Source organism: Nocardia sp. NPDC004860 (genome assembly GCF_040609015.1).
Taxonomy (GTDB): Bacteria; Actinomycetota; Actinomycetes; order Mycobacteriales; family Mycobacteriaceae; genus Nocardia.
Genome location: NZ_JBEXJI010000030.1, coordinates 1 through 12,947 on the forward strand (window position 1 = coordinate 1; position 12,947 = coordinate 12,947).

General features: G+C 68.7%; 15 protein-coding genes. 2 read left to right on the forward strand and 13 right to left on the reverse strand.

What is annotated here, in order from left to right:
* Positions 1 to 88: 88 nt before the first annotated feature.
* The 7 genes from ABZV44_RS36460 to hemL form a co-directional block, all read right to left on the reverse strand.
* Positions 89 to 1,279 (reverse strand): Rieske 2Fe-2S domain-containing protein, encoded by a 1,191-nt coding sequence (locus ABZV44_RS36460; RefSeq protein WP_354846848.1) that lies wholly within the window; start codon positions 1,277 to 1,279, stop codon positions 89 to 91.
* 167 nt (positions 1,280 to 1,446) lie between these two features.
* Entirely contained in the window at positions 1,447 to 2,436 is a 990-nt protein-coding gene (gene ccsB, locus ABZV44_RS36465; protein ID WP_354846851.1) for a c-type cytochrome biogenesis protein CcsB, read from the reverse strand.
* The gene (locus ABZV44_RS36470; protein ID WP_354846854.1) at positions 2,436 to 4,055 is read right to left on the reverse strand and encodes a cytochrome c biogenesis protein ResB; all 1,620 of its coding nucleotides are present in this window, start codon (positions 4,053 to 4,055) and stop codon (positions 2,436 to 2,438) included. The genes ccsB and ABZV44_RS36470 overlap by 1 nt, the downstream gene beginning before the upstream one ends.
* 1 nt (position 4,056) lies before the next feature.
* Complete coding sequence (locus ABZV44_RS36475; protein WP_354847152.1) at positions 4,057 to 4,881, reverse strand: cytochrome c biogenesis CcdA family protein; 825 nt, start codon at positions 4,879 to 4,881, stop codon at positions 4,057 to 4,059.
* A 5-nt stretch (positions 4,882 to 4,886) separates the two neighbouring features.
* Positions 4,887 to 5,522, reverse strand: coding sequence for a TlpA disulfide reductase family protein (locus ABZV44_RS36480; RefSeq protein WP_354847155.1), 636 nt, complete (start codon positions 5,520 to 5,522; stop codon positions 4,887 to 4,889).
* Positions 5,523 to 5,592: 70 nt separating this feature from the next.
* Positions 5,593 to 6,198, reverse strand: coding sequence for a histidine phosphatase family protein (locus ABZV44_RS36485; protein WP_354847158.1), 606 nt, complete (start codon positions 6,196 to 6,198; stop codon positions 5,593 to 5,595).
* A gap of 488 nt (positions 6,199 to 6,686) precedes the next feature.
* A complete protein-coding gene (gene hemL, locus ABZV44_RS36490) occupies positions 6,687 to 8,024 on the reverse strand; it encodes a glutamate-1-semialdehyde 2,1-aminomutase (protein ID WP_354846857.1) in 1,338 nt (445 codons plus the stop codon).
* Between the two features lie 515 nt (positions 8,025 to 8,539).
* Between hemL and ABZV44_RS36495 the strand changes: the two genes are divergently transcribed.
* Positions 8,540 to 8,923 carry a hypothetical protein gene (locus tag ABZV44_RS36495; protein ID WP_354846860.1) on the forward strand — a complete coding sequence of 128 codons (384 nt, stop codon included), beginning with the start codon at positions 8,540 to 8,542 and terminating at the stop codon, positions 8,921 to 8,923.
* A gap of 102 nt (positions 8,924 to 9,025) precedes the next feature.
* Here the strand turns inward: ABZV44_RS36495 and ABZV44_RS36500 are convergent, their stop codons facing one another.
* The 5 genes from ABZV44_RS36500 to hemB form a co-directional block, all read right to left on the reverse strand.
* Positions 9,026 to 9,250 carry a hypothetical protein gene (locus tag ABZV44_RS36500; protein WP_354846863.1) on the reverse strand — a complete coding sequence of 75 codons (225 nt, stop codon included), beginning with the start codon at positions 9,248 to 9,250 and terminating at the stop codon, positions 9,026 to 9,028.
* A gap of 81 nt (positions 9,251 to 9,331) precedes the next feature.
* Positions 9,332 to 9,568, reverse strand: a complete 237-nt coding sequence (locus ABZV44_RS36505; RefSeq protein ID WP_354846866.1) for a hypothetical protein — start codon at positions 9,566 to 9,568, stop codon at positions 9,332 to 9,334.
* The gene (locus tag ABZV44_RS36510) at positions 9,568 to 10,134 is read right to left on the reverse strand and encodes a hypothetical protein (protein WP_354846869.1); all 567 of its coding nucleotides are present in this window, start codon (positions 10,132 to 10,134) and stop codon (positions 9,568 to 9,570) included. Before ABZV44_RS36510 ends, ABZV44_RS36505 begins: the two co-directional genes overlap by 1 nt.
* 277 nt (positions 10,135 to 10,411) lie before the next feature.
* A complete protein-coding gene (locus tag ABZV44_RS36515) occupies positions 10,412 to 10,924 on the reverse strand; it encodes a hypothetical protein (RefSeq protein ID WP_354846872.1) in 513 nt (170 codons plus the stop codon).
* 22 nt (positions 10,925 to 10,946) lie between these two features.
* On the reverse strand, positions 10,947 to 11,924 hold the full coding sequence (hemB, locus tag ABZV44_RS36520; RefSeq protein WP_354846875.1) for a porphobilinogen synthase: 978 nt from the start codon (positions 11,922 to 11,924) through the stop codon (positions 10,947 to 10,949).
* Positions 11,925 to 12,132: 208 nt separating this feature from the next.
* On the opposite strand from hemB, the gene ABZV44_RS36525 reads away from it, so the two are divergent.
* Positions 12,133 to 12,453 carry a hypothetical protein gene (locus tag ABZV44_RS36525; RefSeq protein WP_354846878.1) on the forward strand — a complete coding sequence of 107 codons (321 nt, stop codon included), beginning with the start codon at positions 12,133 to 12,135 and terminating at the stop codon, positions 12,451 to 12,453.
* A 66-nt stretch (positions 12,454 to 12,519) separates the two neighbouring features.
* On the opposite strand, the gene ABZV44_RS36530 is transcribed toward ABZV44_RS36525, so the two are convergent.
* Positions 12,520 to 12,771, reverse strand: a complete 252-nt coding sequence (locus ABZV44_RS36530; RefSeq protein WP_354846881.1) for a hypothetical protein — start codon at positions 12,769 to 12,771, stop codon at positions 12,520 to 12,522.
* Positions 12,772 to 12,947 lie beyond the last annotated feature (176 nt).

Sequence of the window (12,947 nt, forward strand, 5' to 3'; positions counted from 1 at the left end):
CGGCGGGGCCCGCGCGGCCCCCACGCCCGGCGGGCGGGGGGGGGCGCCCCCCCGCCCCCCCCGCGCCCCGTCCGGAACCCGATCCCCGTCAGTGACTGACGGCGTCCTCTTCCGCCTTGCGCCTGAGGTTTTCGGCGACCTCCGCCTCCCACGCCTCATTGGCCTTGGTGGTGTCGACCTCGAACTCGAAGCGCTGCACCGACTTCGGGTCGATGTCGGCGACGTCCACGTAGAACTGCTCGTACCAGCGGCGCAGCTGGTAGACCGGGCCGTCCTCCTCGGTCAGCAGCGGATTCTCGATCTTGGACTTGTGCTTCCAGATCTCGACGTCCTGCAGGAAGCCCTCACCGATGCCGACGGTCATCTTCTTCGCGATCCGATCGGCCGAGGCATCGTCGATGCCCTGCGGCTTGCGCACCGACATGCCGTACTGCAGCACGAACGCGTCCTGCGAGATCGGGTAGTGGCAGTTGATCAGCACGGTCTCGAGCTCGAACCCGCTGTAGTTGTTGACGAGCGGATTGACCATGTAGGACGGCCCGAAGTACGAGGCCACCGACTTCAGCGTCGAGTTGCCGCCGTACTGCGTGGCCATGCCCTTGTCCGGGCGCGCCGTGGAGTCCAGGAACTGGGTGGCGACGTGGCCCTCGAAGACGTTCTTGAAGAACGTCGGATACGCGTAGTGGATGTAGAAGAAGTGGGCCATGTCCACGACGTTGTCGATGATCTCGCGGCAGTTGGAGCCCTCGATCACCATGGACTCCCAGGTCCACTCGGTCCAGCCGTCCGCGAGCCCCTCGGTGCCCTTGCCCTCGGCATCGGTGTACGGGCCCTCGATGTAGGGGATCGTCACCTCGTCCGGCGGCGGGTTGCCCTCGTGGTCGTGCCACACGAAGAGCTGGTCGTTGCGCTCCAAGGTGATCCACGACCGCGTCCGCGCCAGCGGCGGCACCCGCCGCGCGTACGGAATCCCGGTGCACTTCCCATTGCCGCCCCAGCGCCAGTCGTGGAACGGGCAGGCGATGGAATCACCTTTGATCTCACCCATGCTGAGGTCGCCGCCCAGATGCCGGCAGTAGGAGTCGAGCACGTGCAGCTCACCCTTGCTGTCGGCGAAGACCACCAGCTTGGTCCCGAATGCGGAGATCTGATGCGGCTTCCCGTCCCGGAACGACTTCGCGAGCCCGAGGCAATGCCATCCGCGTGCGTACCGCGTGGGCGCCTCGCCCACGTCGATCTCCCGCACCTTCCGAACCCGACCCTGCGGCGCCACTGCCATGACGAGCCCCTTCTCTAAAAACTAGAACGTGTTCTAATCACGGTCGCTTAATACGGTACAGCCCCTGAGCACCGATCGGAAGTTCCCGGGAATAGAAGAAGGCCCCGGCACTGAAACGTGCCGGGACCTTCCGAAACCCATTGGGCCAGTTCAGGAAGCCTGCCGGGTCAGTTCAGACCCGCGTACGAGTGCAGACCGCTCACCACGATATTGATGATGAAGAGGTTGAAGAGCATGGCCACGAAACCGGCGATGTTGATCCAGGCGGCCTTGGTGTCGCGCCAGCCGGAGGTGGCACGGGCGTGCAGGTAGGCGGCGTAGAGGACCCAGGCGATGAAGGAGCAGGTCTCCTTGGGGTCCCAGCCCCAGAAGCGGCCCCAGGCGGCCTCGGCCCAGATCGCGCCGAGGATGACGCCGGCGCCGAAGATCGGGAAGCCGATGATGGTGGTGCGGTAGGCGAGCCGGTCCAGCAGCTGGGCATCGGGGAGGCGGCGGGCCAGCTGGCCGAGGATGGTGTCGGACTCCGCGCCCGCGGGCTGCCAGAGGCGGAACAGGAACAGCAGACTCGCGACACCGGAGACCAGGAAGACGCCCGAGCCGATCGACACCACGGTGACGTGCACCGGCAGCCAGTAGGACTTGAGGGCCGGGACCACGGGGGCCGCGTCCACGTGCAGCTTGGTGCCCGCCAGGAACAGCAGGATCAGCACCGGCACCAGCAGGAACGACCACATGCCACGGTAGCGCTGGTCGCGCAGCAGGATCAGGCCGAGCAGCACGGCCGCGCCGGTCGCCATCGAGATGAACTCGAACATATTGCCCAGCGGGAAGCGGTGGGTCGCGAAGCCGCGCAGCACGATCGAGACCAGGTGCACACCGAAGCCCACGAACAGCACCGCGAAGGCCATATTGCCCAGGCGCTCCGAGAAGGGGCGCTCGCCCCCGCGCGGCTGCACCTTGCCGGGCACAGTGGCGGGCGGCTCGTCGACGATGCCGGAACCGCCTCCGGAGGTGACCAGCTGACGGGCGGCGGCCGTCGGTACCGTGCGGGTGAGGGCGAACTGCCAGACCAGCATGATCCAGACCAGCGCGTAGATCACGATGGCCGACTTGAACGCGAGATCGCTGTAGGAGGCGATGTTCTCGTCGATCGGCATTACTTCTCTCCCGTCAGCAGCCGCTCACGCAGGCGGTCGAACTCGCCGCCCCACCCGGCCTGGTCGGTGCGGGCCAATCCGCCCATTTCTACTACGGTACGTCGTACCTCGTCGGTTCCGGTACCCGGGTACACCCGCAACCAGATGCGACGGCGCTTCACCAGCAGCGACACCAGCAGGCCCGCCATCATGGTCAGCGCCGACACCAGCACCCACTGCTGCGCCGGATCGTGCGAAACCTGCAGGTTCACGAACTCTTCCGCGCCGTCGAAGGTGACCTTGGTGCCGTCGGACAGGGTCGCGGACTCACCCGGCTTCAGGTTCACCCGCTGTTCCTTCACCAGGCGGCCCTGCTTGATCATCTCCGGGTCCAGCGCGAACAGCGACTGCGCGCGGCCGGTGTCCAGGCCGGTATCGCCCTGGTAGATGTCGATCGCCACCGCGGGATCCTTCATGGCCGGATACATGGAGGTCAGCAACTGCCCGTGCATGAGCGCGGTCGGCGCGAACAGGCCCTGGATCGCCACCTGATGCTTGCGGCGCTCCTCCTCGTTCGGATACATGCCGCCCGGCGGATCGATGCGCAGCACCCCCGAGGACAGGAAGGTGGTGGCGTCGTCCGGCTTCCACTGGATGGCCTCGGTGCGGGTCCGGCCGTTCGGGAAGGTCACCGTGAACTTGGGCGCGAAACCGTGTCCCTGCAGGTAGACCCGGTCGCCCGCGACGCGCAGCGGATGGTTCACCTGGATGGCGGTGTCCCGCCAGGTGTCGGAGTTCAGATCCTTACCGGTCTGGTACTGGATGTTCGAGGTGAACATGGACGCCTGGCCGTTCTGGAGGTAATCGGCCCGGAAGTCCTTGACCCGCACACACATCGGCGTCAGGCCGGTGCCGTCGTTCACATTGCCCGCGCGGAACGAGTCGAATACCGCGGGCGAGGTGGTGCAGAAACCCGGGCCGTCATTGGCGAGCACGACCACATTGCCCTCGTAGCCGAACAGCTTGCCGACCGCGATCGCCGCCAGCAGACCCACCAGCGCCAGGTGGAAGACCAGGTTTCCGAGCTCGCGGGTGTAGCCCTTCTCCGCCGAAAGAGTCAGTTCCCCTTCGCGATCGCCCGGCTGCACGACCGTGCGCCAGCCACGCATCTGACCGCGAGCCCGCTCGATCACCTGCTCCGGGGTGGCCGCGTCGGTCCCCGACCAGTGATGCGGCAGGCGAGACAGGTTGCGCGGCGCCTTGACCGGCGGCGTCCGCAGCGCACGGTAGTGGTCCACACAGCGCGGCAGGATGCAGCCCACCAGCGAAATGAACAGCAGCACATACACGGCCGTGAACCAGAAGCTGGAGAACACGTCGAACAGCTGCAGCCGGTCCATCCATGGGCCCAGGGTCGGCCGGTTGCGGATGTAGTCGTCGACCTTGCCCGCGTTCAAACTGCGCTGCGGCAGCAGCGCGCCCGGGATGGCGGCCAGGGCCAGCAGGAACAGCAGCATCAGCGCGGTGCGCATGCTGGTCAGTCCGCGCCAGGTATTGCGCAGGACGCCGAGTACGCGCCGCAGCGGCGACTGACGCGGCGGACGGACGGGGGCGCTGGGGGTTTCGATGGTGGCAGTCATGTCAGATCGGCAGGGTCACATTCGAGACGAAGGCGTCGCGGACCCAGGAGACGAACTGGTCCCACGCCCCGGTCACCAGGGCGATGCCGACGGCCACCAACAGCAGACCGCCCATCACCTGAATGGTGCGGGAATTACGGCGCAACCAGCCGACGCCGCGCAGCGCGGTCGCCGAGCCGAAGGCCAGGATCACGAAGGGCAGGCCCAGGCCCAGGCAGTAGGCCACGATGAGGGCCACACCGCGGACCGCGGTGGCGCCCTCGGTGCCCGCCGACACCGCCATCACGCCCGACAGCGTCGGACCCAGGCACGGTGTCCAGCCGAGCGCGAAGACCGCGCCCAGCAGCGGAGCCCCGATGAGGCCGCTGAGCCGGCGCGGCTCCATGCGGGTGTCGCGCTGCAGCGCCGGAATGAGACCGATGAACGCCAGGCCCATCACGATGGTCACCACGCCGCCGATGCGCTGCAGCAGATCACGATTGACGTTCAGCACCTGGATCGCGCCGAACACGGTCGCCGAGGCCAGCACGAACACCACCGTGAAGCCCGCCACGAACAGGCCCGCCGCGCCGGCCACCCGCAGGCGCGCGGAATTGCGGCCCGCCACGGCGGTTCTGGTGGTCTTGGCCGATTCCACCGTCACCGGCGGGGCCTCCGCGCCCACCACACCGGCCAGGTAGGACAGGTAGCCGGGCACCAGGGGCACCACGCACGGCGAGGCGAACGACACCAGACCGGCCAGCATGCACGCGCCCAGCGCCAGCAGCAGCGGTCCGGTGGCGGCGGTCTGCTGGAACGAATCCCCCACGCTCGCCAGGTAGGTCACGTGGTTCACGCCGGCTCCTGCGCGAGCTTGTCCACCACCGGTTGCAGGTCCTCGGCCAGCAGGGCGCGCAGGAACACCGCCGCCACCCGGTGCTGCTTGTCCAGCACGATGGTGGTGGGAATGACGCTGGTCGGGAACTTGCCGCCGAGCGCGAGCAGGCTGCGCATGGACGGGTCGTAGATGGAGGGGTAACCGACCTTGTTGTCGGTCACGAAGTCCTGGGCCTTGTCCTTCTGGTTGTCGCGGACATTGATGCCCAGGAACGCGACACCCTTGTCCGTGCTCGCCTGGTAGACCTGTTCCAGCGCGGGCGCTTCCGCGCGGCACGGGCCACACCACTGGCCCCAGATATTGACGACCACGACCTTGCCGGGGAAATCGTCCACCGACGTGGTCTTGCCGTCGTGCAGCAGATCCGGGCCGGACAGCTTGCCGATGGTGCCGCGCGAGGCCGGCGGATCGTAGAAGATCTCGGTCTTGCCGCCCGGGGAGACGAAGTCGAAGGTGCCGCCCTGGGCCACCGCGTCCTTGCCCGCCGTCGAACACCCGGCGAGCACGGCCACCACACTCACACCGGCCAGCAACGCCGCGACCCGGCGCAGCGGGCGGCGGGCGGGCCGGGACGCGATGGCGCGGCTCATGCCGTGCCCTTTCGGCATGAGCGGGGGCCCTGCGTGGTTACGCAAGCTGCCTCCTCCGGGCCTGACCCGCTCATGCCCCGGTCACCTTGGGATCCGAGGCGCCCGCCGGCTCCGAGTAGACGATGTCGATCAAGGTATCGCCCTGGTAGACAAGCGAAGTCAGCGAGGCGAGCGAGCACTGGCGGTGCCGCGGGTCGTGCCACAGCCGCTGTCCCTGCAGGAAGCGGCGCAGCGTCCAGACCGGCAGCTGATGCGAGACCAGCACGGCCTCCCGGCCGGCGGCCTCCACCCGCGCCTTGTTCACCGCGGCCAGCATGCGGTGCGCGATCTGCAGATACGGCTCACCCCAGGAGGGCGTGAACGGGTCGCGCAGCTTCCACCAGTGCCGGGGCTTGCGCAGCGCGCCGTCCCCCGCCGAGACCCGCAGCCCCTCGAAGGTATTGCCGGCCTCGATCAGATTGTCGTCGGTCCGGATCACCAGACCGTGGCCCGCCGCAATGGGATCCGCGGTCTCCTGCGCCCGCTGCAGCGGCGACGCCACCACCAGCGCGATGTCATGATCCGCCAGCGACCGCGCCACGGCCTGCGCCTGCGCCCGTCCCGTCACCGACAGCTGGAACCCGGGCAAGCGGCCGTACAGGATGCCCTTGGGATTGTGGACCTCGCCGTGCCGCATGACATGCACGATCGTCTCGAGATCGCTCGCCACGTCACCCGGCAGGATCAACCCGCCCGTGGTGCCGGGGGCCACGTCGGCGCCGTCGGCAGCCGCATCCGAATCGCCCGGGGCCGCGAATTCCGTGCCCGATTCACCCGCATCGGGGTCGATCTCGACCACGATCTCGGACGAGAACGACGCAAGCGGAACAGCGGATTCACCCGCATCGGAGTCATCCGGATCCGTTTCGGACCCGGCGTCGGTAGCGAACTCCCCGGCCGCGGACGCCGCAGCCTCGCCGAGCTCATCGGCCACTGCGCCGGAATTATCGGATTCCGTTGGGGCGGAAACGGGTTCGGCCGGGGAGACGGCGATGTGCTCGCCGGTTTCGGCCAGTTCCTCTTCGGCCTGCCGGATGGAGTCCAGGAGGCGGGTGGCCTCGGCGGCGGAGAGGGGAACCTCGTGCTGGGTGGGTGCGGGTAGGCCGGAGTCGGGGTGGGCGGAGCTCACGCGGCGGATCCTTCGGGGGTGGCGGCCGCCGCGGCGCGCGCGGCGGCGGGGAGGGCGGCGGCGATGCGGTCGAACGCGTCTTCGTCGAGGGCGGCCGAGACGAACCAGGCTTCGAAGGCGCTCGGCGGCGCGTACACACCGGCATCCAGCAGCGCGTGGAAGAAGGCTGGGAAACGCCAGGTTTCGCTCGCCTTGGCGGCGGCGTAGTCGGTGACCGGGTTCTCGGCGAAGAACACGCTCACCATATTGCCCGCGAATTGCGCCCGGTGCGGGACGCTCTCGGCGGTCAGCGCCTCGGTCATGAGCGCGCCCAGCCGCTCCGCGTTCTTGTTCAGCGTCGCGTACACCTGCTCGTCCGCGGCGCGCAGCGTGGCCAGGCCCGCGGCCACCGCGACCGGGTTACCCGAGAGGGTGCCCGCCTGATAGACCGGACCCAGCGGCGCCAGGTGATTCATGATGTCGGCGCGCCCGCCGAACGCCGCGGCCGGCAGGCCACCGCTCATCACCTTGCCGAAGGTGTAGAGGTCACCGGCCACGCCGTCGATGCCGAACCAGCCCGAGTGGCTCACCCGGAAACCGGTCATGACCTCGTCCATGATGAGCAGCGCGCCGTGCTCGGTGGTGAGCCGGCGCAGCCCCTCGTTGAATCCGGCCACCGGCGCGACCGCGCCCATATTGCCCGCCGCGGCCTCGGTGATGACGCAGGCGATCTCACCCGGGTAGGCGGCGAACGCGGCGGCCACCGCATCGAGATCGTTGTAGGGCAGCACGAGGGTGTCGGCCGCCTGCGCACCGGTGACGCCCGGCGAGGTCGGCAGGCCCAGCGTGGCCACGCCCGATCCGGCGTCGGCCAGCAGTGCGTCGACATGCCCGTGGTAGCAGCCGCTGAACTTGATGATCTTGCCGCGCCCGGTGAAACCACGCGCCAGCCGGACCGCGCTCATGGTGGCCTCGGTGCCGGAGTTCACCAGCCGCACCCGATCCACCGGAGCGACCCGGCCCGCGATGGCCTCGGCGAGCTCGATTTCCGCCTCGGTCGGCGCGCCGAAGGACAGCCCGCCCGTGGCCGCCCGCTGCACCGCCTCGACCACCGCCGGGTGCGCGTGCCCGAGAATCATCGGGCCCCACGAACACACCAGGTCCACGTAGTCGTTGCCGTCGGCGTCGGTCAGCGTGCAACCGCGCGCGGAGGCGATGAACCGCGGCGTGCCGCCCACGGAGTTGAACGCACGCACGGGCGAATTCACGCCACCCGGGATGACCGCCGCGGCGCGTTCGAAAAGTTGGGCTGAGACCGGGACCGACACCTGGCTCACACGCGGAGAAGAACTCACGGCACCCAGTCTCTCAGCCGCCCCCGCCCCCGTCGACGACAGGGTGTAGTCGAGTGGCCCTTCCCACAGCCAACCCGCCATCCTCGCACCCCGATACGAACACCGCATCCCGAAGGCGGCCCGGCCGCCCACCCCGGCGCCCGAGCCCTCGCTGCCGATACCGCCTCTCCCGAACTCCCCGCGGCATCGGCCGAACCATCGGGCGGCCCGACCGCGACGATGGCGAACGGCCTGGTGCCGGGTCCGCGGGATGCGGCGCGACCGTCAACCGCTACCGGGCCCGCGAATACCGATGGCGGTTCACCCGTGAGCTGCCGGGCACCGCGTACCCGCGGGTCCCCTTCCAGCCCCGCAGCCGCAGGACTCCGAATTGCGGTGCGCGGACTCCGATGTGGGCTCACTGGGACGGTGGGGCAACACGCCGGAGTCCAGTTTCGTACAACGTTATTCGCTACACGTTTGCTGATGCGTAATGTCTCGGCACAGGAAACGACTTGGGAGAGAGGGCGGGACGTATGCGGGTCGTTCGAATCGGGGTTGGGATCGTCGCGGTGACGGCCGGGCTCGCCGCCGGGGCCGGAGTCGCGGCAGCGGCGGAGCCGCTGGTGCAGATCGATCAGGGACGGGTGGGGGTGACGCTGTCCCACGGTGAGACCGCCGCGCTGGCTGATGGTCCCGTACCCGCGGTGATCAGCATGGTCGTGCCGCTGAACCGGATGGGGGCGGGCCTGCGGCCCGACACCACCATCTACAAGGACGACAAGGGTGGCGTGCACGCCTCGCTCCGGCAGGTGATCGCGGAGGCCGCCGATCATCCCGACGGCAGCGTCGCGATCTTCCTCGATCTGCCGGGCAGCCGGAGCGGACGGGTGCTGGATATTTACCAGAACTGGGGCTGAGGCCTTCGCGTCAGCGGCAGCCGGCCCTCGCGCAAGCGGGGCTGACACCTTTTTCCGCAGCGGAGACGGCGGCGCGGTCTGCGGTCACGCCGCCGCGACCCGTTACGGGAGTGGAATCCCCAGGCAGAACGCCGCCCATCCGGTGGACAGCAGGCAATTCAGCTGGGGCGGTAGTAGGTCTTGCCAGGACAGCTCGACCGGGTGTGTCCGATGATCCGGGACGGCATCGACCGGAGCGGCGGCGGCCGGGGCCACCGCCGCGACGCCGACGACCCCCGTGGCCAGCACCGCGGTGGCGATGCGTTTCACGAGATCTGTGCGCTTCATGCCCATGATTCTCCGCGACCGCCCGGACGCCTCCAAGGCGAATCCGGACTTCGCACCCCCGCGTGGTATGTCGCGAAAAGCTCAGCGCGCGAGCCGAACTGCCCGCGCCACCACGTCGATCAGCGCCAGCCCCGACATGATGGCCAGCACCGCGCACCCCGCCAGCCAGGGCCCGATGTACCGCGTCGCGGTGAACGCGGGCACCTCACCCTGCGGCTTGAAGGCAGTGGTCCGAATCCCGTTGTGCCAGCACCACACCGCCGCCACCACCAGCACCGGCACCAGCACGAACTCGGCGAACACGGTCAGCCATCGCATCACAGCGCTTCCTTCCGCTCGTCGTCCGACCCGCTCTCGTCATCGGTGCCAGGCTCGTCATCGGTGCCGGGGTCGCCATCGGTACCGCGTGCCCGCCCCAGCGCGGCTGTGAGCTCGGCACGCAGCGTGACATGATCCCGCGCCCACGCCTGCACCAGCCGCCCGTCGGTCAGCTTCAGCCCGATTCCCTTGCGCCGCCGCGGTACTCCGGTCAGCTCACCCAGCGCCCGCGCCGACTGCCAGTCCTCATACTCCCAGGACTCCTCGTCCTCCTCCGCCAGCACCTCGGCGATGTCGCGCAGCGGCACCACTTCCGTGCCCTCGCGCAGTTGCGCCGGCGTCAGCTCGACACTGATGTGCCGCTTGCCCGCCACCACCTGCAACCACACGAATCCGGCCAGCAGCACCGCGCAGAAGACCAGCCCGAACCAGTGGACGGCGCCGCCCCGGATCAGCTCGATGACCAGAATGATCGCGCACAGCGCGGGTCCGTAGGCGATGGTCCGCCAGCGCGCACCGGGCTCGGAGAACAGCACGGCCCCGGGGGTGTTGATGGCCTCACTCATAGGTCGAGCGTAAAGATCGTGGATTCGCTCAGCGGGCCAGGCCCGGAATCAACAGCACGGCGAGGGTGAGCAGCCCGAACAGAAACAGCAGACTCAGCACCAGCACATCGCGCCGCAGGCTGTGCGGCTGCTGGATCACCACTCGCATCGTTGCCTCCGCCTTCCCGGAGCCGAACGCGCCATAACACAACGTATGACGACCGGCATCCGGTTCCCGAATTCTCTGTGACTGCCCTCACCATACCCGCTAGTACGCTTGTCACAAACTCAGGCGTACCTACTGCGGTCCGGGACGGAAGAAGGCCTCGGATTCGCTTCGATAGCACAGGAATACGGCCCCGCCCGCCAGCACCGCCCCCACGATTCCGGCCCCGCCGGCGACCAGCGCGGCCGCGCCCTCCTTCGCCCCGATGCCGAACAGCGTGCCCGCCGCGCCGAGCACCAGGAAGACGCCGAACCCGGTGAGAAGCGCTCGCGCCCAGGCCTTTCCGCGCCCCAGCTGGTACACCACCGCCACTCCGGCGCCGGTGAGCACCAGCCAGAACACGCCGACCAGGATGAACACGATCGCCATCCAGGCCTGCACCTGTGCCAGCGTCACGGTCGGCTGCTGCTCCTTGACCTGGTCGAACATCTGCTGCGCCAGATCCTGCCGCTGCCCGAACTGCGTCACCAGCGAAGCGATCAACTGCACCAGCCCGACAGCGAATGTGGCGTACCAGAGTTGGCAGGCGGTGCGCACGTCTTCCGGAGCCGGGCGCGAAATGCCCGGCGGGACCATCGGATTCACGATCGGAACTACTCGGTCACGCTCACGACAGCCAGTGCGCGGCCTCGGTGGCCCAGTAGGTCAGCACCATGTCCGCGCCCGCGCGCCGGATGCTGAGCAGCGACTCCAGCACCGCGCCCTTGCGGTCGATCCAGCCGTGCTGGGCGGCCGCGGTGATCATGGCGTACTCGCCGGAGATCTGATAGGCCGCGACCGGCACCGTGGAGCGGTCGGCGACCTCGCGCAGAATGTCCAGATACGACATGGCGGGCTTCACCATGATGATGTCCGCGCCCTCGAGCAGATCCAGCTCCAGCTCACGTATTGCCTCGCGGCGGTTCGCCGCATCCTGCTGATAGGTGCGCCGATCCCCCTGCAGCGAGGAGCCGACGGCCTCCCGGAAGGGACCGTAGAAGGCCGAGGCGTACTTGGCCGCGTAGGCGAGGATGCCGGTGTCGGAGTACCCGGCGTCGTCCAGGCCCGCACGGATCGCGGCCACCTGGCCATCCATCATGCCGCTGGTGCCGAGCAGGTCCGCGCCGGTTTCGGCCTGCGCCAACGCCATTTCCACGTAGCGGATCAGCGTGGCGTCGTTGTCGACCGCGCCGCTGTCGGCGAGCACGCCGCAGTGGCCGTGGTCGGTGAACTCGTCGAGGCAGGTGTCGGCCATGATCACGGTCGATCCGCCGACCTCGTGCACCAGTGCGCGCAGGCCGCGGTTCAGGATCCCGTCCGGATCGCTGGCGGCACTCCCCTGCGCGTCCTTGTCCTCCGGCTTGGGCACGCCGAACAGCATGAGCCCGCCCACGCCGGCGGCCACCGCCTCCACGGCCGCCTTGCGCAGCGAGTCCATCGAGTGCTGGAAAACGCCTGGCATGGAGGAGATCTCGTGCGGTTCGCCGATCCCGTCGGCGACGAACATGGGCAGAATCAGATGCCGTGGCTCCAGGCTGGTCTCGGCGACGAGCCGACGCATGGCGGGAGTGCGGCGCAACCGCCGAGGGCGGTCCATTCCGGTCATGTTCGCATGATATGCCCGCCCCCGGACCCGGATGCGCGCGCCTCCGCGGCCGGGCCACGCCACACCGTCACGGTCATCGGGTCGCATCGCCAAAGTCATTGGGAGCAGCCGATTTTGTCGGTGCGCACGAGTAGAATCGAAGATGTGTTCGAAGGAGCCGCGCCGCCGATACGGGGTGCGAATCCGGATCGCGACGGGAGGAATGGTCGTGCTCGCAGCTGTTACCAGCATGTCCGACAAGGTGAACAGGGCCGGCGAAGTGCCGAAGAAGGGGGACGTGATCGATCACGCGTGGCGGCCGCTGTCCAAACAGCCGCTGCCCGCGGGACGGCCGCGGTCGTGGTACATCTCGCACAATCGCAGGTTGAAGGCCATGCGGCTGGCCATCGCGCTACTGGATTCCGGATCCTTCAGCCCGGATCAGGCCACCAATGAAAACATCCGCCACACAGCGGAAGTCATCGGCGTGCACCGGCCCTCGGACGCCACCTGCCGCATGGTCCGCCGCCTGATGGCAGCGCAACGCTGACAACGGTGGAGGCTCTCCGAGGCCGCGCAAGAGACTTCGGAGAACCTCCGCCGTGCACGACGGCCGCTAGGAGACCAGGCAGCCGGTGCCGGTGGTGCCCGGGGTACCCGAGCCGGTGGTCAGGCACTTCAGCAGGAATTGCAGCGTGTTCACGGCCGCGCTACCGGAGCTGGTGGCATCGATCGGTGCGACCGCGGTGGTCTGGACCGCGGCCGGAGCCTGCTCCAGCGGTACGGGCGCCGCCGACGCCGCGCCCGGGGACAGCACCGCGAGGGCAATCCCGGACATCGCGATCAGGCCGACTGCCGTGCGCTTCATGGACGTTCACCTTTCGAAGTTCGAATGCTGAACGCAGCGTATGCATTTCGGGTCGAGATGAAACGCCAGCATTTTCATGGGCATCCGTCCAGCGAACGCGAAATGCCACGGGCCCCGCATCATTGGATGCGGGGCCCGGTACCGGCCGGCGAACACGGCGATACCGCCGGGCCCGG